Below are 26466 nucleotides of genomic sequence, written 5' to 3' on the forward strand. Positions count from 1 at the left end.
ATGGACACCTCCAGCATCAACGCCCAAAGCATCTTCGACGACAACGCCGCCATCCTCAAATTGAGTTGGCTGACGGGGCATGAGGGCTGGGAACGCGGTTTTTCGGCCGAAACCGTCGCGAATGCGACGTCAAGCGCCGATCTCGTGGGCCACTTGAACCTCATCCATCCGAACCGGATACAGGTGCTTGGCGACCCGGAGGTCAACTACTATCAGCGTCAGACCGACGAGGATCGCTCACGCCATATGGCCGAGCTCATCGCGCTGGAGCCGCCGTTTCTCGTGGTGGCCGGCGGGGTGGCGGCGCCGCCCGAACTCGTGCTGCGCTGCACGCGCTCGTCGACGCCGCTCTTCATGACGCCGATTTCAGCTGCGACCGTCATCGATAACCTGCGGCTTTATATGTCGCGCATCCTAGCGCCGCGAGCGACGTTGCACGGCGTATTTCTCGACATCCTCGGTATGGGCGTGCTGCTGACCGGCGACTCAGGCCTCGGCAAGAGCGAACTCGGCCTCGAGCTGATCAGCCGCGGCCACGGGCTCGTGGCCGACGATGCGGTCGATTTCGTGCGACTCGGCCCCGATTTCGTCGAAGGCCGCTGCCCGCCGTTGCTGCAAAATCTGCTCGAAGTGCGCGGCCTCGGCCTGCTCGACATCAAGACGATTTTCGGCGAAACAGCGGTACGCCGGAAAATGAAGCTTAAGCTCATCGTTCAGTTGGTGCGCCGGCCAGACGGCGAATTCCAGCGCCTACCGCTCGAAAGCCAAACCGTCGACGTGCTCGGGCTGCCGATCAGCAAGGTCACGATTCAAGTGGCTGCCGGCCGCAACTTGGCGGTGCTGGTCGAGGCAGCCGTGCGCAATACCATTTTGCAACTGCGCGGCATCGATACGCTGCGTGACTTCATGGACCGGCAGCGCCTGGCAATGCAAGACCCGGATAGCCAATTGCCCGGCAAACTGATGTAAGAGATGGGCTAGCTCGAGCGTGAAACCCGCTGCCCGGGCTGGTGCGAACGCAATGCGAACCGGCGCGAACTCAATGCGAATTGAGTTAAACGCCGCGAAAACGCCGTCGAAGTCAGGTGCTATGATGAAACGAACAGGCCTTCCTACATGCGTATTGTTCTGATCACCGGCATTTCCGGCTCCGGTAAATCGGTTGCATTGAACGCGCTCGCGGACGCGGGGTATTACTGCGTCGACAATCTACCGCCGCGCTTCTTGCCGTCGCTCGCGCGGTACCTTGCGAACGACGGCGAAGGCAAAGAGCGGCTAGCCGTTGCGATCGACGCGCGCTCGAGCGCATCGCTCGACGACATGCCCGGCATCATCCGCGACCTCGCAAGCGAGCATGACGTGCGCGTGCTGTTCCTGAATGCAAGCACGCAGTCGCTGATCCAACGTTTTTCGGAAACCCGGCGCCGGCATCCGCTTTCGGGCACGCCGGCACACGATGCCGATGTCGGGCTGCTCGCCTCGCTCGCGGAAGCCATCGAGCGAGAGCGCGACCTCGTTGCGCCGCTCGCCGAATTCGGTCATCAGATCGACACCAGCAGTTTGCGGGCGAATGTGCTGCGGGCCTGGGTCACGCGTTTTATCGAAGAGCAGCGCGAAGGACTCATGCTGATGTTCGAATCGTTCGGTTTCAAGCGCGGTTTGCCGCTTGATGCCGATTTCGTCTTCGACGTGCGGGCGCTGCCCAACCCCTACTACGATCATCGGCTGCGCCCGCTGACCGGACGCGATCAACCCGTGATCGAATACCTGGACGCACTGCCGGTCGTTCATGAAATGATCGACGACATCCATTCGTTCGTGATCAAGTGGCTACCGCGGTTTCGCGAAGACAACCGCAGCTATCTCACGGTCGCGATCGGCTGCACGGGCGGGCAGCACCGCTCGGTATTCATCGCCGAGACGCTCGCCGCGCGTCTTGCCGGCGAAGCAACTGTCATTGTGCGGCATCGGGACGCGCCGGTCCAGGTCGGCGATTCGTCGAGACTAGTGGCTTAACCCGCCGCGAACCGCGCGGCACATCTGCGAAGCGTTGCGCCATGTCCTCTAATCCTGCCGTCTACGCCGACCTGCCGCTCTTTCCCCTTCACGCCGTGCTGTTTCCCGACGGCCTCTTACCGCTCAAGATCTTCGAAGCGCGCTATCTCGATATGGCGCGAACGTGCTTGCGAGAAAACACGCCGTTCGGCGTCTGTCTTTTGAAAAGCGGGCCCGAAGTGGCGCAAGGTGATGAGCAGGCCGTCCCCGAGCCAATCGGCTGTCTTGCGCAAATCGAACAGTGCGATGTCGATGAATTCGGCATGCTGCTCGTGCGCGCCCGCGGCACGCAGCGCTTTCGGCTGCTTTCCCATCGCGCCGAGCCGAGCGGCCTGTTGGTCGGCATGGCCGAGCCGCTGCCCGCCGATATCCCGCTCGAAGGCAGCGACGCGCTCGCCAAATTCGGTGCGTGTGCAGAGGTGCTCGAGCGCATCATCGAAACGATCCGCGAGCGAGATCCCGAGAGCATTCCGTTCGCGCAGCCGCTGCAACTCGGCGACCCGAGCTGGGTTTCCAATCGTCTTTCCGAAGTGCTGCAAATCCCGCTGCGAGCACGTCAAAGGCTGATGGAGCTCAATGACGCCGGCGCGCGTATCGACTGCGTTCATCACTACATGCAGCAGCATCGGCTGCTTTAGAGCAACGAGCCTTTCAGTGCGGTAAGCAGCTTGCGCACCGGCGCTGGCAAACCGTACGAATCGATTGCTTCGAGCGGCACCCACGCATTGCCCTCGTCGCGCGCCTCGCTGCATGTTGGCCGCCCACCGATATCGAGCGCGGCGAGGCGCGGTTCGATGTCGAGCTTGAAGTGCGTGAACGCGTGCGTGAGCGGCGCCAGCCGCTGCGGCGTGCCGGCCGCACCGAGCGCGCTGGCACGCGCGGCCAGCGTTGCTTCGTCCGCCGCTTCGGGCAAGCTCCACAGGCCGCCCCAGATGCCAGCCGGCGGGCGCCGCTCGAGCAGCACCGCCAAGCCATCGGCGTCGCGCAGCACCAGCATCCATGTGCGGCGCGTCGGAATCGTTTTTTTCGGGCGCGCGGTAGGCAGCTCGCGCTGACGCCCCGTCGCATTTGCGATGCACTCGTCGCCGAACGGGCACCGCCCGCAGTCGGGTTTGCCGCGCACGCACAATGTCGCACCCAAATCCATCAGGCCCTGAGTGTAGGCGCTCACATCGGCATCGCTCGCGCCTGCGGGCACGAGCGTCTCGGCCAACGCCCACATTGCGCTTTCGACGCGCTTTTCGCCAGGAAAGCCGTCGATGCCGAATACGCGCGCGAGCACACGCTTCACGTTGCCATCGAGGATCGTCGCTCGCGAGCCGTAGGCGAACGACGCGATCGCCGCGGCCGTCGACCGGCCGATGCCGGGCAGTTCCGCGAGCGCTTCAGGCGAGGCCGGAAATAGGCCATCGTGCTGCTCGACGACGGCCTGCGCGCATCGGTGCAAATTGCGCGCTCGAGAGTAGTAGCCGAGCCCCGCCCATAGCGCCATGACTTCGTCTATCGGGGCTGCCGCGAGTGCGGCGACATCGGGAAAGCACGCCAGGAACTTCGCATAATACGGAATCACTGTCGTGACCTGCGTCTGCTGCAGCATGATCTCGGAGAGCCAGATGCGGTACGGGTCCCGCGTGTTCTGCCAGGGCAGGTCGTGCCGTCCATGCTGGCGCTGCCAGGCAATCAGACGCTCGGCGAAGATCGATTGCAGCGTGGATTGCGGCAGCACATTACCGGGGAGCGGGACGATCGAGATGTCGGACATAAAAAGAAGCGGTTAGCGCTGACAACGCGCGCAGAAATAAGTGGAGCGCTGGCCCTGCACGAGGTGTCGAATCGGCGTGCCGCAGACGCGGCAGGGTTGCCCCGCGCGGTCGTAAGCAAAGCAATCGAGCTGGAAGTAGCCGCTTTCGCCGTTGCTGCCGACGAAGTCCCTGAGCGTGGTGCCCCCGCGTTCGATCGCCGCCGCGAGTGTGGCACGCACCGCCTCGGCAAGCCGCTCGCAGCGCACGGCCGAAAGACGCCCGGCCGCCGTGGTCGGCCTGATGCCGGCGCGAAAGAGGCTTTCGGACGCGTAGATATTGCCCACGCCGACCACGATGTCGCCGGCAAGCAGCGCCTGCTTGATCGACACCTTGCGCCCGCGTGTACGACGATGCAGCAGCGCGCCCGAAAATTCGGCCGAGAACGGCTCGACGCCGAGGCTCGCAAGCAACGGATGCGCGTTGATATCGCCCGCCGCACGCGGATGCCAGAGCACGGCGCCAAAGCGACGCGGATCGCGATACCGCAGCACGAATTCGTCGAAAATCCAATCGATGTGGTCGTGCCTGGCAGGCGCTGCGAGCCCTGCGCGCCGCAGCACGCGCAGCGTACCCGTCATGCCGAGATGGACGATGAACCAACCTGCTTCAGTCTCGAAAAGCAGATATTTGCCGCGCCTCGCCACCTCGCGAACCTGCTGCCGGGCGAGCGTCTTCGCGAGTTCGGGCGGCACAGGCCAGCGCAACGCGCCCGTGCGCACGTCGACCCGCTCGACGCGGCGCCCGCGCACGAGGGGCTCGATGCCGCGGCGGGTGACTTCGACTTCTGGCAGCTCAGGCATGTCTAATGGCGGGGAATCGCTCGAAATGGGTGTGTAACTTGCATGGTCGAATCTGCGTGTATTGTAGCGAGCGCGTTACAATCGACCGAAACCCTCGAACGGATTTCCATGATTTTGTCCTTAAAGCTGCCCTCGACGCGCAAAGACGGCGTGCGCCCGGCCCGAAACAGCGCGCCCATCGGCCGAATCGTCGGTGCGGCCCGTTGCGCCGTTTGTGCCCTTGCCCTTGTGGCTTATCCCGCTTTTGCGCAAAATCCGGCACCTTCGGACGATGCCGCTTCGGCCAGCACAGACCTTTTCTCGTCTTCGTTGCCGGACGAGACGAAAGGCCTGCCCTCCGTCGCACTGTCGAGTCAGATCGTTTTTCAAGTGCTCGCAGCCGAAATCGCGTTGCAGCGCGATCAGCCGGCGCCAGCCTATCAAACCTACCTTGCGCTCGCGCGCGACACGCACGATCCGCGCATGGCGCAGCGTGCGGCCGAGATCGCCATCGCCGCGCAAAGCCCGGCTGATGCGCTTGCGGCGGCGCAGTTGTGGCGGCAGTATGCGCCCAACTCGGAACGTGCCGCGCAGCTCGATGCCTCGCTGCTCGTGCTCTCGGGCAAGCCAGACGATGCCGAGCCGATGCTTGCCGCCGAACTGGCCAAGGTACCGGCCGAAGAGCGCGGCAACTCGATTCTCGCGCTGCAGGCGCTGCTGGCGCGCGGGCCGAACCGAGTCGGTGGCCTGCACGTGCTGCAAAATCTGCTGAAAAACGATCTGCAGCGCCCCGAAGCGCAGGTTGCGCTCGGCCGCCAGCAATTGCTTGCCGACGACCAGCCGGGCGCGCGCGCGTCATTCGGGCGTGCGCTCAAGCTGAAACCCGATTACCTGCCGGCTGCCCTCGGGCTCGCCCAGATGGGCCCCGATGCCCGCAACGAGGCGATTGCCTCGTTCGAATCGGTCGTCAAGCAGAACCCGAAATCGCACGATGCGCGGCTCGCGCTGGCCCAGCTTTACCTGTCGGCCGAGCGCATCGACGATGCGCAAAAGCAGTTCGAGGCCATGCACAGCCTCGATTCGAAAGATCCGACGCCGCTGATGGCGCTCGGCCTGATCAAAATCCAGCAAAAACAATACGACGCCGCACAGAAATACCTGAAGCAATACGCCGAGCTAACCGAAAAGACGCCGGGCGCAGACGCGGGTCAGGCTTATATTTTTCTTGCCCAACTCGCGGTCGAGCAGAAAAACGAAGCGCTGGCCGAAAAGTGGCTCGACAAGGTGCAACCCGACAGCCCGCGCTATATTTCCGCGCGCGTGACGCGGGCGCAACTGCTTGCGAAAAACGGCAAGACCGACGAGGCGCGCAAGCTGCTGGCCGATTTACAAAGCCCTGATCCGCGCGCGCAAGCGCTGATCGCGCGCACCGATGCGGCGATTCTCTTCGACGCCAAACGCTACGGCGAAGCGGAAACACGTCTTCGAGAAGCCGACCAGATGTTTCCGGACGACCCGGAGATTCTCTACGACTACGCGATGGCCGCCGAAAAGAACGGCCATTACGATGCGATGGAGCAAAAGTTGCGCGCGCTGATCAAGGCGCAGCCCGATAACGCGCAAGCCTACAATGCGCTCGGCTACTCGCTTGCCGATCGCAATCAGCATCTCGACGAGGCGGAAAAGCTGCTCGAAAAAGCGTCGTCACTGGCGCCGAGTGACGCCTTCATCATGGACAGCCTAGGCTGGGTCAAGTATCGCCGCGGCGATACGACAGACGCCGCCAAGATTCTGCGCAAGGCTTATGACTTGCAGCCGAATGCGGAGATCGGCGCGCATCTGGGCGAAGTGCTGTGGAAAAACGGCGATCAATCGAACGCCCTCGCCGCTTGGCGCAACGCGCGCAAGCTCGAACCCGATAACGACACGCTCGTGAAAACGCTCAAACGTTTTCAGGTCAACACCAACGATCTCTGATGCCATTTCGGTACTTTCCCACGCCGCGACGCGCACGCGCGACGATGTCCGCGCTCGCGACGGCGCTTGCCGTTGCCGCTGCTGCCACCCTCGCCGGCTGCTCCGTGGCGCCGACGCGCGGGCCTTCTACCTCGAACGCAGCGACTGCGTTATCGACCCAGACGAACCGCGCCTATCACGGGCGATTCTCGGTGAGCTACGCTGATGCGGCGGCTAAGCCGCGCAACGCTTACGGTAACTTCGACTGGCAAGAACAAGGCGACACCGTCACGCTTGCTCTTCGGAACCCGCTCGGCCAGACGCTGGCGATCGTGACATCGTCGCCGGCCGCGGCCACACTCGAATTGCCGAACCGTCAGCCGCTTGTTGCCAATAACGTCGGCACGCTGATGCAAAATGCGCTCGGCTTTGCGCTGCCGGTCGAGGGTCTGCGCTATTGGCTGCAGCCGTCGCCCGCACCGAGCTCGCATGCGAAGACGATTGCCGACCCGCAAAATCCGTCGCGCTTGAAGGAAATCGACCAGGACGGCTGGACGATTCAATACGTCAGCTACGCCGAGGCACCCGAGACGGGCGTCAAACGGGTGGATCTGACGCGCAGCGAACCGCGGCTCGACATCAAGCTCGTCCTGGATCGATAAGCGCGCGTTTGCGCCACACCTAGCATGATCGAAACGACCGAATCGCTGCGGAACTGCCCCGCTCCCGCCAAGCTCAATCTTTTCCTGCATATCACGGGGCGCCGCCCGGACGGCTATCACACGCTACAGACGGTATTTCAGCTGATCGATTGGGGCGACCTGCTGCATTTCACGTTGCGTCGCGACGGCGAGGTACGCCGCAAGACCGCGGTGCCCGGCGTGCCCGCGGCGAGCGACCTTGTCGTGCGGGCCGCCGCGTTGCTCAAGTCGCACACGGGTACGGGCTTCGGCGTCGACATCGAGATCGACAAACGCTTGCCGATGGGCGCGGGCCTCGGCGGCGGCAGCTCGGACGCGGCGACGACGCTGCTTGCGCTGAACCGGCTCTGGCAGCTCGACCTGCCGCGCGAGACGCTGCAGATGCTTGGGCTGCAGCTTGGCGCCGATGTCCCCTTCTTCATCTTCGGGCGAAACGCGTTCGCACAAGGTGTCGGCGAGGCGCTGCAGCCGGTCGCGTTGCCCGAGCGGTGTTTTCTTGTCGTCACGCCGAAAGCGCATGTCCCGACCGCTGAGATTTTTTCGGACAAGTCGTTGACACGTGACTCCGAAATGGTCACAATTACGGACTTTCTTGCTCAGCAAAGTTGCAGCGCAAGGTGGCCAGATAGCTTCGGCCGCAATGATATGCAATCCGTTGTCATGGGAAAATACGCGGAAGTCGCGCAGGTGCTGAGGTCGTTCGAGAGCATTGCACCGGCGCGTATGACGGGATCGGGGTCGAGCGTATTCGCAGTGTTCGGCAGCATCGCCGAAGCAGAAGCCGCGGAAGTCAAGCTGCGTGCCAAACTGCTTGAAGATGGAAAGAGCGACGGAGCAAGCGGTTGGACGAGCGCCGTGGCAAGGAGTCTGGATACCCATCCGCTCCACGCCTTAGCGTCATAAAGCGCGTCATAAAAGGTTTCGCATCGCCGGGCAGTTCCCGAGAAGTCCGGCGGCGCACAAAGTTAGTGTAGGGGAGTCGCCAAGTTGGTCAAGGCACCGGATTTTGATTCCGGCATGCGAGGGTTCGAGTCCTTCCTCCCCTGCCAAAAAAATTCCCGCAGTCCCCGCCTCCAGCAGCAGGTGCATGATGAGCAGCCATGACGGCCTGATGGTATTTACTGGCAACGCTAATCCGGCCCTTGCGCAGGAAGTTGTCAAAATCCTCGGCATCCCCCTCGGCAAAGCAATGGTCAGCCGTTTCTCCGACGGCGAAATCCAAGTTGAGATTCAGGAAAACGTGCGTGGCAAGGACGTCTTCGTCCTTCAATCGACCTGCGCGCCGGCGAACGACAACCTGATGGAATTGATGATCATGGTCGATGCGCTCAAGCGCGCCTCGGCTGGCCGGATCACCGCCGCCATTCCGTACTTCGGCTATGCCCGTCAGGATCGCCGGCCGCGTTCGGCGCGCGTCGCGATTTCGGCGAAGGTCGTAGCGAACATGTTAGAAATCGCGGGCGTCGAGCGGATCATCACGATGGATCTGCACGCGGACCAGATTCAAGGCTTCTTCGATATCCCGGTCGACAACATTTACGCGACACCCGTGCTGCTCGGGGATCTGCGCAAGCAGAACTACGAGGACCTGCTCGTCGTGTCGCCCGACGTCGGCGGCGTGGTCCGGGCGCGGGCGCTCGCGAAGCAGCTCAATTGCGATTTGGCCATTATCGATAAACGGCGCCCCAAGGCGAACGTGGCCGAGGTGATGAACATCATCGGTGAGGTGGAAGGCCGGACCTGCGTGATCATGGACGACATGGTCGATACCGCCGGCACGCTCTGCAAAGCGGCGCAAGTACTCAAAGCGCGCGGCGCGAAGCAAGTCGTCGCTTATGCAACGCACCCGGTGCTCTCGGGGGGCGCCGGCGAGCGCATTTCGAGTTCCGATCTCGACGAACTCGTCGTGACCGACACGATCCCCTTGAGCGATGAAGCGCGCGGCTGCAAGGCCATCCGCTCGCTGTCGTGCGCGGGCTTGCTGGCCGAAACGTTCTCTCGCATTCGTCGCGGCGATTCGGTGATGTCGCTGTTCGCGGAAAGCTGAACGTCACGTCGCTGGCATGCGGCGGGGCAATGAAGATTCACCGAAGGCGCTGCGCGATGCGGCGCCTTCGGCTTAATGGGCGGGTTCGATATCCGAACGCGCCTTTCATCATGGGGCCGATGCGCGATAAGCGCGTGAAAGCCCCGTTTCGCTGCCTGGTCGCGGGCAGTTATGGAGATTGAACATGAAAGTCGTCGCTTTCGAGCGCAACAAGCAAGGTACGGGTGCGAGCCGCCGCCTGCGCAATACCGGCAAGACGCCCGGAATCGTGTATGGCGCTGGTGCGGAACCGCAATTGGTCGAACTCGATCACAATGCCTTGTGGCATGCGTTGAAGAAGGAAGTTTTCCACTCGTCCATCCTGGAACTTGAAGTGGCCGGCAACACGCAGCAGGTCTTGCTGCGCGACGTGCAATATCACCCGTTCCGCCAGATCGTGCTGCACGTGGACTTTCAGCGCGTCGACGCGAAAAAGAAGCTGCACACGAAGGTGCCGCTGCACTTCATGAATCAGGAAACGAACCCGGCGGTGAAGCTGGGCGGTGCGGTCATCTCGCACGTCGTGACGGAAATCGAAATCGAATGTCTGCCGGGCGACCTGCCCGAGTTCGTCGAACTCGATCTGGCCGTGATCGAAGCCGGTCAATCGCTGCACGCGAAGGACATTCCGCTGCCGAAGGGCGTCGCACTCGTCGCGCACGTTGCGGCCGAAAACCCGGTCATCGCGTCCGCGACGATACCGGCCGGCGCCGTCTCGAGCGAAGCTGCCGCAGAAGGCGAAACGCCCGCCGCTTAAGGATTTCGTCGACCGATATCCTCTCGATCCGTTCTCCGGGACGGACGACGTCACCCGCCGCGGCTTGCCCGGCGGGTTTTTTTTCGGCTGATGTTCGGCTGATGGATAGAGGCTGAAGGCTAATACGAACCATGATCAAACTGATCGTCGGGCTCGGTAACCCGGGCGCCGAATATACTGCGACGCGCCACAATGCCGGTTTCTGGCTTGTCGACCAGCTTGCGCGTGACGCAGGCACGACGTTGCGCGATGAGCGCCGCTTTCATGGCTTGTACGCGAAAGCCCGGCTCTTCGGCGAGGAAGTGCATCTGCTGGAGCCGCAGGCGTATATGAACCGCTCGGGCCAGTCAGTCGTCGCACTCGCCCATTTCTTCAAGATTCTGCCTGATCAGATTCTCGTCGCGCACGACGAACTCGATCTGCCGCCCGGTACCGTCAAGCTCAAGCTCGGCGGCGGCAGCGGCGGGCACAATGGGCTCAAGGATATTTCGGCACATCTTTCGTCGCAGCAGTATTGGCGGCTGCGCATCGGCATCGGCCATCCGCGCGACGTGATTCCCGACGCTGCACGGGCGGGAGCGAAGCCCGATGTGGCGAACTATGTGTTAAAGCCGCCGCGCAAGGACGAACAGCAGGTGATCGATGCGGCGGTGGAGCGCGCGCTGGCTGTGATGCCGCATGCCGTCAAAGGGGAGTTGGAGCGCGCGATGATGCAGTTGCATCGCAGCGCATAGGGTACGCTCAGCAGCGCTTCGCCGCTTGCAGCAAGCGGTATTTCACGAGCAGCTGCTCGCCGTTTTCAGCGTGCTGCGGGTCACGCGGAATGCACTCGACAGGGCAAACCTGCTGACACTGCGGCTCGTCGAAATGGCCGACACATTCCGTGCATTTCGATGGGTCGATTACATAAATCTCCGGCCCCATCGAAATCGCGTCGTTCGGGCACTCGGGCTCGCAGACGTCGCAATTGATGCATTCATCGGTAATCATCAAGGCCATACCGCCACCAACTTTGCTAGAAAAAACAATAGATTATAGCTTTTTCGCAATCATCGGGAGCGCAGCGCCCTTGCAACATCACTCACGTCACGATTCGGCATCGCCCGCCACCCGCGGCAAATAAAGGTAGATCGTCGTGCCCTCGCCTTTGACGCTTTTGATGCGTACGTCCCCACCTGACTGGGTGATGAATCCGTAGACTTGGCTCAGCCCGAGGCCTGTGCCCTTACCCGGCTCCTTGGTGGTAAAGAACGGTTCCAATGCCCGCGAAGCGACCGCCGCTGACATACCCATTCCCGAGTCCGTCACTGACACCCTGGTATAGGGGCCGGCCGCGAGCGTACCGGCATCGCGCCCTCCAAGCTCAACGTCCTCGGTACGGATGACAATCTTTCCGCCATCGGGCATCGCGTCGCGCGCGTTGACGACCAGATTCAGCAGCGCCGCCTCAAATCGCGCGATATCCAACAGCACCGTCGGCTGCTTCGAGTCCAGCGCGACCTCGAGCTGGATCGAACCGATTCCCGCACGGCGGAGCATCGGTTCAAACGCGCGGATCACCGCATTAAGGTCGTGCCTCTCGTTTTTGAGCGGTTGCTGCCGGGCAAACGCGAGCAGTTGTTGGACGAGCGACGCGCCGCGGTCAACGGCACGCCGCATCATGTCCAGCATTTTCGCGTCGAAATGCGTTTGCGACTGGGCGCTCAATACTTGCAAACCATTCGATATGACTGATAGCAAATTGTTGAAGTCGTGCGCGACACCCCCGGTAAGCTGTCCGACGGCTTCCATTTTCTGCGAGTGAACGAGCGCGGCGTTGGCGCGATCCAGCGCCTCAGCCGCTTCCTTGCGCTCCGTGATGTCTCGGGTGACTTTCGCAAATCCGATCAGCGCACCCGCTTCGTCACGGATCGCATCCACCACGACGTGAGCCCAGAAACGGCTCCCGTCTTTGCGCACCCGCCAGCCCTCCCGCTCGGCCCGGCCCTCGCGGGCCGCAGTGGCCAGAATCTGCGCGGGGATACCGCTCGCGATATCTTCCTCGGTGTAAAAACGACTGAAGTGCTGGCCCACGATCTCACCGCGCTCATAGCCTTTGATCCGCCTTGCGCCGGCGTTCCAACTGGTCACCACACCCGATGGCGAAAGCATGTAGATCGCGTAGTCCGTCACGCCCTGAACGAGAATGCGAAACTGTTCTTCGCTGCTACGTAGCGCTTGCTCGGCCGCCTTGCGCGCAGAGATATCACGCGTAATTTTCGCAAACCCGATCAGTTCTCCAGACGCAGTACGAACCGGGTCGATCACCACGGACGCCCAGAAGCGGGTGCCGTCCTTACGCACATGCCACGCCTCGCCCTCGAATTTGCCCTCGTCGAGCGCTGCACGCAGCGCGCTGTCGGGAAGCCCGCTCGCCCGATCTTCATCTGTGTAGAACATCGAAAAGTGCTTTCCGGCGATCTCCGAGGCCGTATCGCCCGTGAACCTTTGCGAGTCGGCATTCCAGCTGACGACATGGCCCCGGGGGTCGAGCATGCAGATCGCGTAGTCCGTCACGCTGATCACGAGCAACTCGAGACGTTGTGCGTCGGTCAGTTCTGGGGCGTGGTCGCGCTGCTCGGTTTTCATCATTAATGCCTGATGGTTACGGGGGCGGAAGCTATTTGAATTAACGATTTTAACCTCGCCCGGTAAGCTCTCAAGACAAAACCAATGCGTTATGTCGACATGAAACGCATCCCGCAATCCGCGAATTTTCAGGTTACGGTCGCCTCGGCGGGTCGGGCACAGTGACGTATCTCAAATCCACCCGTCACGATCATGCCTCGATCCGCTCGATACCCCAACGCACACACCGATGTGCAACCCCGAATTGCCTTGCTGATGCAAGGCGGCGGTGCGCTAGCCAGCTTTCAGTGCGGCGTCTATCAGACGCTTCGCGAGGCCGCCATCGAGCCGGAGTGGATCGTCGGCATTTCCAGCGGCGCGTTGAATGCGGCCGTTCTCGCCGGCAACGCCCCCGAGCGGCGGCTCGAACGGCTGCGCGCATTCTGGGAAACGATCAGTCAGCCCGCGTTGCCGTACCCGCCCGCCGTGCGCGCGTGGAGCACCTTCGTGCGCGGACGCGCCGGCTTTTTCAAGCCGAAGCTCGTGCCGCCCTTCATGCAGCGCTACTACGGATCGGAATTCGAATGCTGGTACGACGTCTCCCCGTTGCGCGAGACGCTCGAACGCTTTGTGGATTTCGATCGCATCAACGACGGCCGTTCGATGCGTGTATCCCTTGGCGTCGTCGAGGTGCGCAGCGGAGAGTGCGTTTATTTCGACAATAAGCACACGCGCATTACGCCCGAGCACATCATCGCGAGCTGCGCGCTGCCGCCCGGCTTTGCGCCGATCGAAATCGACGGGAAACACTATTGGGATGCCGGCCTGATTTCAAATACGCCGCTCGAGTGCCTGATGTTCGATCCGCCCGCGGCGCCGATGCTCGCCATCGCAGTCGATCTGTGGCAAGCCCCCGGCACGGTGCCTGTCGATTCGGCCGGCGTGGCTTCCGTCATGCAGGACCTTCAGTACACGAGCCGCACGAAGCCGGTGCGCGCCGCACTCGAGGCTGCCGCTCGTACACAGCGATCGCTGGCCGAGCTACTCGAAACGCTGCCGGCGACCGCGCGTAAAACGCAGGCGTACAGCCAAGCCGTTGCCGCGCTGCAGGCACCTTCGCTGCGCGTGCTCGATGTCGTCTACGACGACAAGCCGTGCGACGACTATTACAAGACCTTCGACTTCTCATGGCCGCAGATCGAAACGCACTGGACAAACGGTGCGCAGACGATGCGCAAGGTACTCGCAGGCGCCGGCGATATGCTCCAACCCGCGCTGCCGGTTGCCGCCTGAGCGAACGGCTGGCCCCCGCGGCGCGCGTTAGGGTCCGTTAGAGCGCCCCTGAGTTCGACGGCATTTCGGCGACTTTTTCCTTCAGCCATTTTTCGACCGAGGGAAAGACGAACTTGCTCACGTCGCCGCCCAACTGCGCGATTTCGCGCACGATCGTGCCCGAGATGAACTGGTACTGGTCCGACGGCGTCATGAACATCGTCTCGACATCGGGCAGCAAATAGCGGTTCATCCCGGCCATTTGAAATTCGTACTCGAAGTCCGATACAGCGCGCAAGCCCCGCACGATCACGCGGGCGTTGTTCACGCGCACGAAGTCTTTGAGCAACCCTTTGAAGCTCATCACCTGCACGTTCGAGTAATGGCCCAACACTTCCTGGGCGATGTCGAGACGCTCTTGCAGCGCGAAGAATGGTTTCTTGTTACGACTGTCGGCGACGCCGACGACGAGGGTGTCGAAGATGCTCGACGCGCGACGCACGAGATCCTCATGACCCCGCGTGAGCGGATCGAACGTACCCGGGTACACGGCAACTACCATGGACATCTCCCTCTCATCATTCCGTTCGGAAACCCGTTCGGGAACCCGTTGGGGATGCGCCCCGGGCGTAGCTGCTGCCCGACGCCACTTTCGAAACGCGCATTATTCATCATTTTCGCGCTGCAGCAAATGATAATGGACCGCGCCGGCCTTGCCGTGCCTCGCGATCGACCAGCCGGCGAGCGCCGCGCTTTCGTCATCGAGCGGCGCACCCGATTCCACGTAAAGCCAGCCGTTGGCCGCGACGAGCGGCATCGCGAGCGCCAGCGCGCGCGGCAGTATTTCCTCGTCGAAAGGCGGGTCCAGAAAAACGACGTCGAACGAGCCGGGCGCGAGGCTCGCGGCCAGGCGCAAACCATCGGCCTCGGCAATTTCGATCGCCCGGGCCGCGAGCCGCGCCTGATTCTCGCGCAGTTGCCGGGCCGCACGCGCGTTGCGCTCGACCATGACTACCCGCGCGGCGCCGCGCGACGCGGCCTCGAAGCCCAGTGCGCCGCTGCCGGCGAAAAGGTCCAGGCAACGTTGGCCATCCAGACGCTGGCCGAGCCAGTTAAAAAGTGTTTCGCGCACGCGATCAGGCGTGGGGCGCAGGCCATCGAGTTCGAGCACAGGCAGCGGCGTGCGCTTCCAGTCACCCCCGATGATGCGCACGGTATGCGGCTCGCCGCGGCCGGCAGAGGCCGCGCCGGCGCGCGAATGAGATGAGGAACGAGGCATGCGGAAAATCGAATCAACTAAGGGAAGCGGAAAAACACGGTGCGCGCGCCGATGTCATGGCAGCGCACCACGGACGGCCCACGTTACCACAGCATGCACTGGCGCGCCCCGCCCCGTGGGCTATCCGTCGCGGCACCGACAAGCCCTGATAAAATGGCCGGCTTCCCGTGCTTCGTGCCGCGCAAAGCGCCGAACCTGCGCTTCGTCCTGCGAGCGAATGCCGCTACGGGCCGCCGTGCCATACCCACCGCCCATATCATGTTCAGTTTTTTCAAACGCTTCAAAGGCGCCAAAACGCCCGATACGCCCGATACGCCCGATACGCCCGATACGCCTGAAACGGCCGAGCAACCGGCTGCACCGGCCGACGAGCCATCCTCACGTGTGCCTGAGCCACAGGCAATAGAGGCACCGGAGGCGCCAGACACACCGCAGACCAAGTCGGCCGCGGAGCCGCCCATGCCATCGGCTGACGAGCCCACAGCCGATACCCCCATCGAGGTCGTCGAAATCGTGCCGCCGCCGGCTCCTGAGCCGGCCGCCAAGCAATCGTGGCTGGCCCGTCTCAGGTCGGGCCTGTCGAAGACCAGCGCGGGCCTGACCGGCATTTTCGTTGGCGCGAAGCTCGACGAGGCGCTTTACGAAGAACTTGAAACTGCGCTTCTGATGTCCGACGCCGGTGTCGAGGCGACCGAATATCTGCTCGGCGCGCTGCGCGACAAAGTCCGCGCCGAACGCCTCACCGAGGCCCAACAAGTGAAAACCGCGCTGCGCACGCTGCTTGTCGAGTTGCTTGCGCCGCTGCAAAAATCGCTCGTGCTCGGACGTGCTCAGCCGATGGTCATGATGATCGCGGGCGTCAACGGCGCCGGCAAGACCACGAGCATCGGCAAGCTCGCGAAACACTTGCAGCAGTTCAAGCAGTCGGTCCTGCTAGCCGCCGGCGACACGTTCCGCGCCGCCGCACGCGAGCAGCTCGCCATTTGGGGCGAGCGCAACAACGTGACCGTCGTCGCGCAGGAAAGCGGCGACCCGGCCGCCGTCATCTTCGACGCGGTCAGTGCGGCACGCGCACGCAAGATCGATGTCGTGATGGCCGATACGGCCGGCCGGCTGCCGACGCAACTGCATTTGATGGAAGAGTTGCGCAAAGTCAAACGCGTCGTCGGCAAGGCGATGGACGGCGCACCGCACGAGGTGCTGCTCGTGATCGATGCCAACACGGGCCAAAACGCGCTCGCCCAGGTGAAGGCGTTCGACGATGCGCTGACGCTGACTGGGTTGATCGTCACCAAGCTCGACGGCACAGCTAAGGGCGGCATTCTGGCCGCCATCGCACGGCAGCGGCCCGTGCCCGTCTATTTCATCGGCATAGGCGAGAAGGTCGAAGATCTTCAGCCATTCGACGCCGAGGAATTCGCCGACGCGCTGCTCGGCTAAGCCCGCGCCCTGGGGCGCTGATAGCACCCGTCGCGTCGCGCGCCGTCATCGTCATGGTTCGGCGTCGGGCTGCGCGTCGGGGGCAGCGCGCGCAAACGCGTCAAGTTGACTTGCCTGATCGTAGATGCGCTGCAGCGTCGGATAACGCGCGGTGTCGATGCGAAAGCGCTGGGCGTTGAACATCTGCGGCACGAGGCATGCATCGGCTAGCGTCGGTTCATCGCCAAAGACGAACATGCCCGTGCGACGGTCCGCCGCAAGCCGCGTCTCGAGCGACGTAAGGCCGTTCTCGATCCAATGGCGGTACCAGCCGTTTTTCGCATCCTCGGTCACACCGAGTTCGTGCACGAGATACCTGAGCACGCGCAGATTATCGAGCGGGTGGATCTCGCAAGCGACCTGCAATGCGACGGCTCGCACGTATGCACGATCGGCGCTCGCGGGCGGCAAAAGCGGCGGGCTGGGATGCGTTTCTTCGAGGTACTCGATGATCGCAAGCGATTGCTGAAGCACCGTCTCGCCATCGACGAGTGTCGGTACGAGCGCGTCGGGATTCAACTTGCGGTACTCGGGTGCGAGCTGCTCACCGCCCGCGCGCAATAGATGCACGGGCACGTACTCGTACGGCAGGTTCTTCAGATTGAGCGCGATGCGCACGCGGTACGCCGCCGAGCTGCGAAAGTAGCTGTAGAGCTTCATCGAGCCTCCTTTAAAGGTCTTACACCACGCGCACGCTGAATTGACCTAGGCCGTCGATGCCGCCCGTCATCAAGTCGCCGCGTGCTACCGCGCCCACGCCCTCAGGGGTGCCCGTAAAAATCAAATCGCCGGGCTGCAGCTCGAAAAACGTCGACAAGAACGCGATGGTCTCCGGTATCGACCAGATCAATTGCGAGACGTCGGAACGCTGCTTTTCGACCTCATTGACGTTGAGCCAGATGGCGCCATGCTCGATGTGGCCCGCTTGGGCGACCGGGTGAATCGGGCCGAGCGGCGCCGAATGATCGAAGCCCTTCGCGGTTTCCCACGGCCGGCCGAGCTTTTTCGCTTCCGCCTGTAAATCGCGCCGCGTCATGTCGAGGCCAAGCGCGTAGCCATAAACGTGCTCGAGCGCGAGCGCCGCCGAGATGTCCCGTCCGCCCTTGCCGATGGCGACAACGAGCTCCATTTCGTAGTGAACGTTGCTCGAACGCGCCGGATACGGAAACTCGCCGGTCGCGCCTGTGGTGACGTTCAGCACGGCGTCAGCGGGCTTGGCAAAGAAAAATGGGGGCTCGCGATCCGGGTCGTGCCCCATCTCGCGCGCATGGGCTTCGTAGTTCCGCCCGACGCAGTAGATCCGGTGCACCGGAAAACGCCGGCTGACGGCGGCCGTTGCGGGTTCGGCGATCGGCACGGTGACCGGAGGTGCCGGAGCAAATACGTAGTCCATCCCGTTCTCCTCAATATATAGCGATAGCCGGCCGCTGCCGCCCATGCGAAATAAAAGTCACGAGTTTAACGCGGGGCGGGTGGCGACGCCCTCCAGCGCGGCTTGCCAGATACTGCCGAATGGGGTACTCAGTAACGTTTGACCGCCCTTGCCGGGCAGCCCACCCGTTGACGCTCGATTTTATGACCGAATCCGCTGCTGCCTCGCCCGCCCCGTTTGCCTGCGCTCGCTTCATCAAGGAAATCGGGCGCGGGCCAAACGGCGCGCGCGCGCTGTCCTCGGAGGACACGCGTGCGCTCTACAGCGCGATGCTCGAGGGCCGCGTGTCCGACGTCGAGTTGGGTGCGGTGCTGCTCGCCTACCGGCTCAAAGGCGAAACGGCTGCGGAACTGGCCGCCATGCTCGAGGCGGCGCATGCGTCGTTCGAGCTGGTAAAGGTGGCCGCTGGTACGTATCGCCCCGTCTCCATTCCGAGCTACAACGGTGCCCGCAAGCAGCCGAATCTGGTGCCGCTGCTTGCATTACTGCTGGCCCGCGAAGGCGTGCCCACGCTCGTACACGGCGTCACAGCCGATGCCGGCCGCGTGACGAGCGCGGAGATCTTCACGGTGCTCGGCATCGAGCCGGCCACGACGCACGCGCAGATCGAAGCCGCGCTGGCCGAGCGCAAGCTTGCGTTCGCGCCAATCGAGGTGCTCGCACCGAAGCTCGCACGGCTGCTCGCACTGCGCCGGATCATGGGCGTGCGCAACTCGACACATACGCTCGTGAAAATCATGCAGCCGTTTTCGCCCGCGGGGCTGCGCCTCGTGAACTACACGCATCCGGAATACCGCGAGAGCCTCGCCGAGCTGTTCGCCGGCTATCCGTCCGCGGCCGCCGGGGGGGCGCTACTCGCGCGCGGCACAGAAGGCGAGGCGGTGGCCGATACGCGCCGGCAGGTGCAGATCGACTGGCTGCACGATGGCATGGCCCAAACGCTCGTCGCGGCGGAGCGCGCGTCGCCCGACGCCGCGCCTGTTGCGTTGCCCGAATCGCGCGAGGCCGAGGCGACGGCAGCGTGGATCGAAGCCGTGCTGGCCGGCCGCGCGAGCGTGCCGCCGACACTGGCGCGGCAAGTCGATGCGATCGTAAGTGCTGTGCGCAGCGCATAAGGTGGCGTAGCGGGGCCCGGTGATCTACAAGCACCGCAAGCACGACAAGCAGCAGCGCGTCGGTGCCCCGCCCAAGTATTTTCCAATCCTGAGAGGAGTCTGAACCTATAGGTGGTGTGGGGTTCAGGAGTCGCTGTATCGCTATCGGAAAGCGGGAGTTGTCCACGGCCGGCACGGCGGTGGGCAACTCCCGCCCCGGATTATGCCGCTGACGGTACGCCTGGCCTGCGCGCAGGTTGTACAGATGCGACACCGAGATTTGCGCCAGACGTTCATAGCGCGCATCGCCATAGACACGCCAGGCACGCTGCGCCAGCGCTCGCGTGGCCGCCCCCGAGAGCGTGTCGTGCAGGCTGTCCAATTCGGCCAGCAGTGCGACATCCTCGTCCGTGTAGCGACGTGGGAATTGAGTGCGCGCGCCGCGCTCGCGCTGCTCGAGCGTACCGCCCTCACGATACTGCGCAATGAGCCGAATGACGTGAGCACGTGAGTAGCCCGAGACCCGTTGTACATAGGCGAACAGCAGCCCGCGCTCACTGCGAGGCCGCCGAAAATAGCCGAACCAACGCAACGTGCGCTCCACGAACCGCCGCCGCTCAGCCTCGTCCTGAACGACGTGCAACTCAACGTCGCAGATCCCTGCCAGGAACTCTCGGACTTGCCCGATCGTCTCCAGCCTTGTCGTATTCATGTCGATCACCATCCCCCAATGATCGACCCCTAAAACTCCCGCTCAGACTCCTTTGCCGTTGGAATCACGCCACCTCGCCCAGACTCCTTTGCCATTGGACAATGGCTGCCCATTGACACCACGCCGGACACTGACATACAGTGCTCGCTATGCGTTCCCTTCCGAACACCCTTCGAATTACCTCCGGCCGACTAGCGCGGCCTCTATCGCTACGACTAGCGTAAGCCAGCCGTAGCGCCGCGTGTTGTTCGCGCGGTCCTCGTGCAGTTCCCCGCAGTTCCTGTTTCACCCAAACCGTAGTTCCTTCTACCAACCGTAGTCGTCAGCATTCGGCCGAAGACCGTTCGGACGAATCGCGAAAAGCGCCGACGCTTTGCGCCGTCGCACGGCCGGCCAGCCGCTTGGCCTTGCGCGCGTTTCGCAGACGACCCAACGAACGAGGTTCGCCATGCTCCGCAACCCTGCTGAGAAGTACCGACCGTTTCAGCCCATTCGTCTTGCCACCCGAAAATGGCCGAACAGGACCATCGCATCCGCGCCGATCTGGATGAGCACTGACCTGCGCGACGGCAATCAAGCCCTGATCGACCCGATGAGCATCGCGCAAAAGCTCGAATTCTTCGAGATGCTCGTACAAATCGGCGTCAAGGAAATCGAAGTCGGCTTCCCGTCCGCGTCGCAGATCGATTTCGATTTCGTACGCAAGCTCATCGACGAAAAACGCATCCCCGACGATGTCACGATCGAAGTACTCGTCCAGTCGCGCGAGGATCTGATCGCGCGCACGTTCGACTCACTTGAAGGTGTGCCGCGGGCGATCGTCCATCTTTACAACGCCATCTGCCCGTCGTTTCGGCGCATCGTCTTCAATGCATCGAAAGACGACGTCAAGGCGCTGGCGGTCGAAGGCACGCGGTTGATCAAGGAGCAAGCCGAGCGCCGGCCGGACACCCACTGGACTTACGAGTATTCGCCCGAGACGTTCAGCATGACGGAGCTGGCGTTCGCGCGCGAGGTCTGCGACGCCGTGGCCCAAGTCTGGCGCCCCACGCGCGAGCACAAAATGATCGTCAATCTGCCGGCCACCATTGAAGCCGCCACGCCGAACGTGTTTGCAGACCAAATCGAATGGATGGACGGCAATCTCGCCTATCGCGACAGCATCGTGCTTTCGGTGCATCCCCATAACGATCGCGGCACGGCCGTCGCTGCAGCCGAACTGGCGCTGCTTGCAGGCGCCGATCGCATCGAAGGGTGTCTGTTTGGCAACGGCGAGCGCACCGGCAATGTCGATCTCGTCACGCTCGCGCTCAATCTCTATACGCAAGGCATCGACCCGGGCCTCGACTTTTCCGATATCGATGCGGTGCGGCGTGTCGTCGAGCGGTGCAACGCGATTGCGGTGCATCCGCGCCACCCGTATGCCGGCGACCTGGTCTTCACCGCGTTCTCGGGCTCGCATCAGGACGCGATTCGCAAGGGCTTCGCGCAACAGCGCGCCGGCACACCGTGGGAAGTGCCCTATCTGCCGATCGACCCCGCCGATCTCGGCCGCAGCTACGACGCCGTCATTCGGGTCAACAGCCAGTCGGGCAAAGGCGGCTCCACTTTTCTGCTCGAACGCGGCCTCGGCTTTGCGCCGCCGCGCCGGTTGCAAATCGAGTTCAGCCACGCGGTGCAACAGTTGGCTGACGAATCGGGGGCCGAAGTGACGGGGCAAGCGCTCTGCGAACGGTTCGCGAGCGAATACCTGGGCGTGCGCGGGCCGCTCGCGCGCACCGATGCCGCCGTCTTGCGCTGGGGCCGGCAGGAAATCGCCCGCATCGGCGAGGGTGAAGCGGCCGGCGACGGCGAAGCACTCGTCGCGGCACTGGCACGCGCGCTGAGCGCGGTGGCCCCTTGCACCATCGATGTGTGTTCCTTCGAGACGACACGCACCGCGCGTGACGAATGGGCTGCGTTCGTCAGTTGCCGCGTCGGCGGGGCACCGCTGCGCTTTGGCGTCGGCATCCATGAAAATGCGGCGACAGCCGCCGCCGACGCGCTGATCAGCGCCGTGAATCGATTCGAATGGGATGACGACAGCCGGCAACGCGCCGCGTAAGCGGGCAAGATGCGCAGCGGCGCGCCGGACAGGCGTGCTGCGTTGCTAGCTAGGTGTTACGCGCTACGCGTGCGTCGTCGTTGGAGCGAGGGAGCGTTATTCGATCGCGCAGCGCGTCGCGTGCCATGCCACAAGACGCCACTGCCCGGATTCCTGCGCCTGAATGGCCGTGTAAGCGATCGGATAAAGCAAGGCGCCGTTATTCGCCTCCATTTCGATCAGCGCGCGCCCCGTGACGACACAGGTTTCGCTGCCCACCGGCAGCACGTCTTGCGATTGCACTTCGATCTGCCGATAACGGCGGCGCCCGGCGGAAATGGCGTCGATGAACTGCTGCTTCGTCTCGCGCTTGCCGTTCGTGTGGACGAAGGTGACGCTCTCGGACAGCAATTCGTCGAGCAGCGGAACGTCGCCGTCGACCATCGCACGAAACCGGTCACGCTCGAGCACGCGAATCGCCTCGATCATCTGTGCCGCCATTGCTCAGCCCCCATGCGTCCAGATGCCGCGCGGACATCCACGTCAGAAGTTGTATTGCAGATACAGCTGGCTGAAATTTATACCAGGATTCGGCTCTTTGATACCGGCATTCGACACATGTTGAAACCGAAAGCCCGCTTGATACTGCTGACGGGCGCCGAATTGCGCGCCGACGCCGACCGTCTCGGCGAACTGGAAGGCCGTCGAGAGCGTATAGCCATTGTTGATGGTCGGGTGAGACAAGCCGCGCACACCGGCGCCTGCCTCGATAAACGGCCGGATAGCGCCCGCGCTCTTGATGAAGCGGACCATCGGCGAGATGCCGACCTCGTAGATATCATTGCGCGCCGTGCCTTCGCTCGTATGCCAATAAGCCACGTGTGCTTCGCCGACGAGCGAGAAGTGCCAACCGCCGACCTCCCACCAGTTGATACCCGGGTCCCAGACGAGCCCAAGATCGACTTTTTTGACGTGGTGATCGGCCACGCCCCCTGCCAGTTGCACGCCAAAGGTGTCGGCATGAGCGGTTGTGGCGGCCGTCGCGGCCGCGGCAACCGCGCCGGCCGACAAAAGGGAAGCGGCTGCAGCAGAAAAGGGATGACGCCGGTTCCGGTTCTTTTTGTTCATTCGCATACTCCGAAGGGCTCTGCTCTTTAATGGCTCGTTGCGCCCCGCTCGTCGGCAGTTTGTGGCGCGCGCACATCTTAAGATAAGGCGAATTTGCCAGCACTACCGTGTTACGGAAAACAGAATCTCAAAAAATGGGAAGCGACAGCTTCGCCCACCGATGGCGGGATGTTTCGCCCTGCAAGGTTCCACGTCTTGGCGTAGTATTGGCTATCGTTTGAATTTTTCGATAGCCAAAAATGGAACTTGGAGCATTCAACCGACTCCAACATTTAGCACTCAACTCTCGGGAGTGCTAATATCGCGCGGTGAAGCCGTACTTGCGACTAGCGGTAATCTGATTCAGAGGAGTTTCTACGTGAGCAATGCAATGACCCTTCCGAGCCTACTCGCCCAGGCGCCTGCCAAGGCCGCTTCGGCAGGTGCTCTGACGCTCGCGCCGTCGTCCATGCTGCCGGGCCAACTCGGCAATATCGACGCGTACATTCAGGCAGTCAACCGTATTCCAATGCTCTCGGCTGCGGAAGAGCGCCAGTTCGCCACCGAATACCGCGAGCAGAACAATCTCGACTCGGCTCGTCGCCTCGTGCTTTCGCACTTGCGTCTCGTCGTTTCCATTGCGCGCAACTATCTTGGCTATGGCCTGCCGCACGCCGACCTGATCCAGGAAGGCAACATTGGCCTGATGAAGGCGGTCAAGCGCTTCGACCCCGAGCAAAACGTGCGCCTGGTCTCGTACGCCATTCACTGGATCAAGGCCGAGATTCACGAATACATTCTGCGCAATTGGCGCATGGTGAAGGTCGCCACAACGAAAGCGCAGCGCAAGCTGTTTTTCAATCTGCGCAGCCATAAGCAGGGCGTGCAAGCGTTTACGCCGGAAGAAGTGGAAGGCCTCGCGCAAGAGTTGAACGTGAAGCGCGAAGAGGTCAAGGAGATGGAAACGCGTCTTTCGGGCGGCGATATCGCGCTCGAGGGGCATGTCGAAGACGGAGAGGAATCCTACGCGCCGATCGCCTATCTTGCCGACGCGCAAAGCGAGCCGACGGCTGTGCTGGCCGCCCGCCAGCGCGATAAGCTGCAAACGGACGGTATCGCGCAAGCGCTCGAGGCGCTCGATGCGCGCAGCCGCCGCATCATCGAGGCGCGCTGGCTGCACGTGGCCGACGATGGCTCCGGTGGCTCGACGCTGCACGACCTCGCCGACGAGTTCGGCGTTTCCGCCGAACGCATTCGGCAGATCGAAGCCAGCGCAATGAAGAAGATGCGCAGCGCGCTGGCTGCTTACGCGTAATGCGCCGCCGCACCCCGTCAAGGGTGCGGCGGCTCGCTTAGGTAGCGCTCTTAGGTAGCGCTCTTAGGTCGCCCTTTCTCGGGCGGCCTTCCTTCTTCTTTCCTCTTCCAACCGCACAGCGTTCGCGGCCGCCGTCAAGCTGGCTGCGGGTTCTGCCCGCCCGCGGGGGGCAGGCGTATGGCCAGTTGCGTTGCGTAGCGCGCTGCCGCCGGGCCGCACACGATGTGGAACGTATCGGCCGACACCCACGCGACATCGAGCGAGGCAAGACGCTGACGATCGACCGATGCCGGATCGCGTACGACCACGCGTAGCCGCGTCGCCGCCACGGCGTCGAGCGAAACGACGTTCGTCGCGCCTCCGAATACCGCCAGCCAACGCATCGGGTCGGGATCGAGCGGGCCGCTGCCCCCGTCGGCCGTGGCAGAGCCGGATGGCGCCGACGCAGCACCGCCAACGCCAACCGCGGCCGATCCACCCGCCATCGCGGCGCGAATTTCGTCGGCGATCATGTCAGCCTCGGGGCCAATCACCACCTGGACGTTGCGCGCATCGCGCTTGAGCACGCCACGTGCGCCGATCGCCTTGAGTGCCGGTTCCGAAATTTTCTCGGCATCCACCACGGACAAGCGCAACCGCGTCGTGCACGCATCGACGAGCGTCAGATTCGACGCGCCGCCAAGCGCCGCAATGTAACGCATCGCACGCGGCGCCGCCGCGCCGGCTGTGGGCGCGACATAGCCGCCGGCCGCATATGATTCGACTTGCGCGTCGAGTGCGGCGGGCTCACGGCCCGGCGTCGCCATGTTGAACTTGCGGATAAAGAACCGGAACAGGCCATAGTAGGCGACGGCATAAACTGCTCCCACGGGGAGCGCAAGCCAGCCTTTCGTCGACAAGCCGTAGTTGAGCACGTAGTCGATGGCGCCGGCCGAAAACGTAAAGCCGAGATGAATGCCCAGCGCCTGACAGATCGCTAGCGACAACCCTGTCAACAACGCGTGAATCACATACAGCACGGGCGCGAGGAACATGAAGCTGAATTCGATCGGCTCGGTCACGCCGGTCAAAAACGACGTCAGCGCCATCGAAAAGAGCAGCCCGCCCACCATCGCGCGGCGCTCCTTCGGCGCTTCGTGCAGCATGGCCAAACATGCGGCCGGCAGACCGAACATCATGATCGGGAAAAAGCCCGTCATGAAGCCGCCTGCGCTCGGGTCGCCCGCGAAGAAGCGGTGCAGATCACCGGTGACGGCCGCACCACCGCCCGGCGGCGTGAACGTGCCGAACACGAACCAGGCAAGCGAATTGATGATGTGATGCAGGCCCGTCACGAGCAACAAGCGGTTCAGCGTGCCGTAGACGAACACACCGAGCGCACCGGCCGTCGTAAGCCAATGGCCGATTGTATCGATGGCCGCCTGAACCGGTTGCCAGACATAGCCGAACACAATACCAAGCACGACGCATACGAGCCCGGTCACGATCGGCACGAAGCGCTTGCCGCCGAAGAACGCAAGGTAATCGGGCAGCTTGATGTCCTTGTACCGGTTGTAGAGCATGCCGGCCACGACGCCCGCGATGATCCCCGACAGCACGCCCATGTTGAGCTTGTCGTTGATGTCCTTCATCACGGCGACTTCGATCAGATAGCCGATCGCACCGGCCAAGGCGGCCACACCGTTGTTATCTTTCGCGAAACCCACCGCCACGCCGATGGCGAACAGCAACGGCAGATTGTCGAAGATGGTGCCGCCTGCGTCGGCAATCATCTTGATATTGAGCACGTCCGCCTGGCCGAGCCGCAGCAAAATGCCGGCCACCGGTAGCACCGCAATCGGCAGCATCAGCGCCCGCCCCAGGCGCTGCACTCTCAAAAATGGGTTAGCGTCCATCCAATCCTCCAATATCGTCGCTTCGTAATGCTTGTTTTCGATGCGATTTCGATCG

25 protein-coding genes, 1 tRNA gene and 1 pseudogene are annotated in these 26466 nt (G+C 62.9%); 16 read left to right on the plus strand and 11 right to left on the minus strand.

Annotated elements, in window-relative coordinates; translation table 11 throughout:
- The 3 genes from hprK (at position 1) to ACSQ20_RS17260 (ending at position 2693) form a co-directional block, all read left to right on the plus strand.
- Positions 1-969 (plus strand): HPr(Ser) kinase/phosphatase, encoded by a 969-nt coding sequence (hprK, locus tag ACSQ20_RS17250; protein ID WP_436022057.1) that lies wholly within the window; start codon positions 1-3, stop codon positions 967-969.
- A gap of 147 nt (positions 970-1116) precedes the next feature.
- Positions 1117-2016, plus strand: a complete 900-nt coding sequence (rapZ, locus tag ACSQ20_RS17255; protein ID WP_436022059.1) for an RNase adapter RapZ — start codon at positions 1117-1119, stop codon at positions 2014-2016.
- Positions 2017-2057: 41 nt separating this feature from the next.
- Complete coding sequence (locus tag ACSQ20_RS17260) at positions 2058-2693, plus strand: LON peptidase substrate-binding domain-containing protein (protein ID WP_436022061.1); 636 nt, start codon at positions 2058-2060, stop codon at positions 2691-2693.
- On the opposite strand, the gene mutY is transcribed toward ACSQ20_RS17260, so the two are convergent.
- On the minus strand, positions 2690-3817 hold the full coding sequence (mutY, locus tag ACSQ20_RS17265; protein ID WP_436022063.1) for an A/G-specific adenine glycosylase: 1128 nt from the start codon (positions 3815-3817) through the stop codon (positions 2690-2692). The two genes, ACSQ20_RS17260 and mutY, sit on opposite strands and share 4 nt — an antisense overlap.
- A 12-nt stretch (positions 3818-3829) precedes the next feature.
- Complete coding sequence (gene mutM, locus ACSQ20_RS17270; protein WP_436022065.1) at positions 3830-4657, minus strand: bifunctional DNA-formamidopyrimidine glycosylase/DNA-(apurinic or apyrimidinic site) lyase; 828 nt, start codon at positions 4655-4657, stop codon at positions 3830-3832.
- A gap of 108 nt (positions 4658-4765) precedes the next feature.
- Here mutM and ACSQ20_RS17275 point away from each other — a divergent pair, with 108 nt between their 5' ends.
- The 7 genes from ACSQ20_RS17275 (at position 4766) to pth (ending at position 10870) form a co-directional block, all read left to right on the plus strand.
- Positions 4766-6613 (plus strand): tetratricopeptide repeat protein, encoded by a 1848-nt coding sequence (locus ACSQ20_RS17275; RefSeq protein ID WP_436022067.1) that lies wholly within the window; start codon positions 4766-4768, stop codon positions 6611-6613.
- Positions 6614-6657: 44 nt separating this feature from the next.
- Positions 6658-7254 (plus strand): lipoprotein insertase outer membrane protein LolB, encoded by a 597-nt coding sequence (gene lolB / locus ACSQ20_RS17280; RefSeq protein ID WP_436023200.1) that lies wholly within the window; start codon positions 6658-6660, stop codon positions 7252-7254.
- 24 nt (positions 7255-7278) lie between these two features.
- Positions 7279-8196 carry a 4-(cytidine 5'-diphospho)-2-C-methyl-D-erythritol kinase gene (gene ispE, locus ACSQ20_RS17285; RefSeq protein WP_436022069.1) on the plus strand — a complete coding sequence of 306 codons (918 nt, stop codon included), beginning with the start codon at positions 7279-7281 and terminating at the stop codon, positions 8194-8196.
- 69 nt (positions 8197-8265) lie between these two features.
- Positions 8266-8342 (plus strand) — tRNA-Gln (locus ACSQ20_RS17290).
- Between the two features lie 41 nt (positions 8343-8383).
- Positions 8384-9340 (plus strand): ribose-phosphate pyrophosphokinase, encoded by a 957-nt coding sequence (locus ACSQ20_RS17295; protein ID WP_436023202.1) that lies wholly within the window; start codon positions 8384-8386, stop codon positions 9338-9340.
- 184 nt (positions 9341-9524) lie between these two features.
- The gene (locus ACSQ20_RS17300; protein WP_436022071.1) at positions 9525-10136 is read left to right on the plus strand and encodes a 50S ribosomal protein L25/general stress protein Ctc; all 612 of its coding nucleotides are present in this window, start codon (positions 9525-9527) and stop codon (positions 10134-10136) included.
- Between the two features lie 131 nt (positions 10137-10267).
- Positions 10268-10870, plus strand: coding sequence for an aminoacyl-tRNA hydrolase (gene pth / locus ACSQ20_RS17305; RefSeq protein WP_436022073.1), 603 nt, complete (start codon positions 10268-10270; stop codon positions 10868-10870).
- A gap of 7 nt (positions 10871-10877) precedes the next feature.
- On the opposite strand, the gene ACSQ20_RS17310 is transcribed toward pth, so the two are convergent.
- Positions 10878-11135 (minus strand): YfhL family 4Fe-4S dicluster ferredoxin, encoded by a 258-nt coding sequence (locus tag ACSQ20_RS17310; protein WP_436022075.1) that lies wholly within the window; start codon positions 11133-11135, stop codon positions 10878-10880.
- A gap of 114 nt (positions 11136-11249) precedes the next feature.
- Positions 11250-12764, minus strand: a pseudogene (locus tag ACSQ20_RS17315) (PAS domain S-box protein); the annotation flags it as partial.
- Between the two features lie 231 nt (positions 12765-12995).
- Here ACSQ20_RS17315 and ACSQ20_RS17320 point away from each other — a divergent pair.
- Complete coding sequence (locus ACSQ20_RS17320) at positions 12996-14036, plus strand: patatin-like phospholipase family protein (protein ID WP_436022077.1); 1041 nt, start codon at positions 12996-12998, stop codon at positions 14034-14036.
- Positions 14037-14073: 37 nt separating this feature from the next.
- Here the strand turns inward: ACSQ20_RS17320 and coaD are convergent, their stop codons facing one another.
- Together coaD and rsmD are read right to left on the minus strand one after the other, a co-directional pair.
- Complete coding sequence (gene coaD / locus ACSQ20_RS17325; RefSeq protein WP_436022079.1) at positions 14074-14577, minus strand: pantetheine-phosphate adenylyltransferase; 504 nt, start codon at positions 14575-14577, stop codon at positions 14074-14076.
- A 102-nt stretch (positions 14578-14679) separates the two neighbouring features.
- On the minus strand, positions 14680-15294 hold the full coding sequence (gene rsmD, locus ACSQ20_RS17330) for a 16S rRNA (guanine(966)-N(2))-methyltransferase RsmD (protein WP_436022081.1): 615 nt from the start codon (positions 15292-15294) through the stop codon (positions 14680-14682).
- A gap of 258 nt (positions 15295-15552) precedes the next feature.
- Here rsmD and ftsY point away from each other — a divergent pair, with 258 nt between their 5' ends.
- On the plus strand, positions 15553-16734 hold the full coding sequence (gene ftsY / locus ACSQ20_RS17335) for a signal recognition particle-docking protein FtsY (RefSeq protein ID WP_436022083.1): 1182 nt from the start codon (positions 15553-15555) through the stop codon (positions 16732-16734).
- A gap of 51 nt (positions 16735-16785) precedes the next feature.
- Here the strand turns inward: ftsY and maiA are convergent, their stop codons facing one another.
- Together maiA and ACSQ20_RS17345 are read right to left on the minus strand one after the other, a co-directional pair.
- Positions 16786-17433: a maleylacetoacetate isomerase gene (gene maiA, locus ACSQ20_RS17340; protein ID WP_436022085.1), complete on the minus strand. Its 648-nt coding sequence runs from the start codon at positions 17431-17433 to the stop codon at positions 16786-16788.
- A 19-nt stretch (positions 17434-17452) separates the two neighbouring features.
- Positions 17453-18166, minus strand: coding sequence for a fumarylacetoacetate hydrolase family protein (locus ACSQ20_RS17345; protein ID WP_436022087.1), 714 nt, complete (start codon positions 18164-18166; stop codon positions 17453-17455).
- Positions 18167-18348: 182 nt separating this feature from the next.
- On the opposite strand from ACSQ20_RS17345, the gene ybiB reads away from it, so the two are divergent.
- The 3 genes from ybiB (at position 18349) to leuA (ending at position 22115) form a co-directional block, all read left to right on the plus strand.
- Complete coding sequence (gene ybiB, locus ACSQ20_RS17350; protein ID WP_436022089.1) at positions 18349-19320, plus strand: DNA-binding protein YbiB; 972 nt, start codon at positions 18349-18351, stop codon at positions 19318-19320.
- Between the two features lie 244 nt (positions 19321-19564).
- Positions 19565-19810 (plus strand): hypothetical protein, encoded by a 246-nt coding sequence (locus ACSQ20_RS17355; RefSeq protein ID WP_436022091.1) that lies wholly within the window; start codon positions 19565-19567, stop codon positions 19808-19810.
- A 649-nt stretch (positions 19811-20459) separates the two neighbouring features.
- Positions 20460-22115: a 2-isopropylmalate synthase gene (leuA, locus tag ACSQ20_RS17360; protein ID WP_436022093.1), complete on the plus strand. Its 1656-nt coding sequence runs from the start codon at positions 20460-20462 to the stop codon at positions 22113-22115.
- A gap of 96 nt (positions 22116-22211) precedes the next feature.
- On the opposite strand, the gene ACSQ20_RS17365 is transcribed toward leuA, so the two are convergent.
- Entirely contained in the window at positions 22212-22595 is a 384-nt protein-coding gene (locus ACSQ20_RS17365) for a nuclear transport factor 2 family protein (RefSeq protein WP_436022095.1), read from the minus strand.
- A gap of 42 nt (positions 22596-22637) precedes the next feature.
- Positions 22638-23222: an acyloxyacyl hydrolase gene (locus ACSQ20_RS17370; protein WP_436022097.1), complete on the minus strand. Its 585-nt coding sequence runs from the start codon at positions 23220-23222 to the stop codon at positions 22638-22640.
- 358 nt (positions 23223-23580) lie between these two features.
- On the opposite strand from ACSQ20_RS17370, the gene rpoH reads away from it, so the two are divergent.
- Entirely contained in the window at positions 23581-24516 is a 936-nt protein-coding gene (rpoH, locus tag ACSQ20_RS17375; RefSeq protein WP_436022099.1) for an RNA polymerase sigma factor RpoH, read from the plus strand.
- Positions 24517-24650: 134 nt separating this feature from the next.
- Here rpoH and nagE read toward each other — a convergent pair whose 3' ends face one another.
- On the minus strand, positions 24651-26411 hold the full coding sequence (gene nagE / locus ACSQ20_RS17380; protein WP_436022101.1) for an N-acetylglucosamine-specific PTS transporter subunit IIBC: 1761 nt from the start codon (positions 26409-26411) through the stop codon (positions 24651-24653).
- Positions 26412-26466 lie beyond the last annotated feature (55 nt).

It is taken from the genome of Trinickia sp. LjRoot230 (assembly GCF_964253315.1).
In the GTDB taxonomy this organism is placed as follows: Bacteria; Pseudomonadota; Gammaproteobacteria; order Burkholderiales; family Burkholderiaceae; genus Trinickia.

Bases quoted from the DNA above. Each gene is read 5' to 3' on its own strand.
- ACSQ20_RS17370 (WP_436022097.1), bottom strand. From the start codon at position 23,222: ATGAACAAAAAGAACCGGAACCGGCGTCATCCCTTTTCTGCTGCAGCC.
- maiA (WP_436022085.1), bottom strand. From the start codon at position 17,433: ATGAAGCTCTACAGCTACTTTCGCAGCTCGGCGGCGTACCGCGTGCGC.
- hprK (WP_436022057.1), top strand. From the start codon at position 1: ATGGACACCTCCAGCATCAACGCCCAAAGCATCTTCGACGACAACGCC.
- ACSQ20_RS17275 (WP_436022067.1), top strand. From the start codon at position 4,766: ATGATTTTGTCCTTAAAGCTGCCCTCGACGCGCAAAGACGGCGTGCGC.
- leuA (WP_436022093.1), top strand. From the start codon at position 20,460: ATGCTCCGCAACCCTGCTGAGAAGTACCGACCGTTTCAGCCCATTCGT.
- ftsY (WP_436022083.1), top strand. From the start codon at position 15,553: ATGTTCAGTTTTTTCAAACGCTTCAAAGGCGCCAAAACGCCCGATACG.
- coaD (WP_436022079.1), bottom strand. From the start codon at position 14,577: ATGGTAGTTGCCGTGTACCCGGGTACGTTCGATCCGCTCACGCGGGGT.
- ACSQ20_RS17365 (WP_436022095.1), bottom strand. From the start codon at position 22,595: ATGGCGGCACAGATGATCGAGGCGATTCGCGTGCTCGAGCGTGACCGG.
- ACSQ20_RS17355 (WP_436022091.1), top strand. From the start codon at position 19,565: ATGCGACACCGAGATTTGCGCCAGACGTTCATAGCGCGCATCGCCATA.
- nagE (WP_436022101.1), bottom strand. From the start codon at position 26,411: ATGGACGCTAACCCATTTTTGAGAGTGCAGCGCCTGGGGCGGGCGCTG.
- pth (WP_436022073.1), top strand. From the start codon at position 10,268: ATGATCAAACTGATCGTCGGGCTCGGTAACCCGGGCGCCGAATATACT.
- mutY (WP_436022063.1), bottom strand. From the start codon at position 3,817: ATGTCCGACATCTCGATCGTCCCGCTCCCCGGTAATGTGCTGCCGCAA.
- ybiB (WP_436022089.1), top strand. From the start codon at position 18,349: ATGACCGAATCCGCTGCTGCCTCGCCCGCCCCGTTTGCCTGCGCTCGC.
- ACSQ20_RS17310 (WP_436022075.1), bottom strand. From the start codon at position 11,135: ATGGCCTTGATGATTACCGATGAATGCATCAATTGCGACGTCTGCGAG.
- ACSQ20_RS17300 (WP_436022071.1), top strand. From the start codon at position 9,525: ATGAAAGTCGTCGCTTTCGAGCGCAACAAGCAAGGTACGGGTGCGAGC.
- ACSQ20_RS17345 (WP_436022087.1), bottom strand. From the start codon at position 18,166: ATGGACTACGTATTTGCTCCGGCACCTCCGGTCACCGTGCCGATCGCC.
- ispE (WP_436022069.1), top strand. From the start codon at position 7,279: ATGATCGAAACGACCGAATCGCTGCGGAACTGCCCCGCTCCCGCCAAG.
- lolB (WP_436023200.1), top strand. From the start codon at position 6,658: ATGTCCGCGCTCGCGACGGCGCTTGCCGTTGCCGCTGCTGCCACCCTC.
- ACSQ20_RS17260 (WP_436022061.1), top strand. From the start codon at position 2,058: ATGTCCTCTAATCCTGCCGTCTACGCCGACCTGCCGCTCTTTCCCCTT.
- rsmD (WP_436022081.1), bottom strand. From the start codon at position 15,294: ATGCCTCGTTCCTCATCTCATTCGCGCGCCGGCGCGGCCTCTGCCGGC.
- rapZ (WP_436022059.1), top strand. From the start codon at position 1,117: ATGCGTATTGTTCTGATCACCGGCATTTCCGGCTCCGGTAAATCGGTT.
- mutM (WP_436022065.1), bottom strand. From the start codon at position 4,657: ATGCCTGAGCTGCCAGAAGTCGAAGTCACCCGCCGCGGCATCGAGCCC.
- ACSQ20_RS17295 (WP_436023202.1), top strand. From the start codon at position 8,384: ATGAGCAGCCATGACGGCCTGATGGTATTTACTGGCAACGCTAATCCG.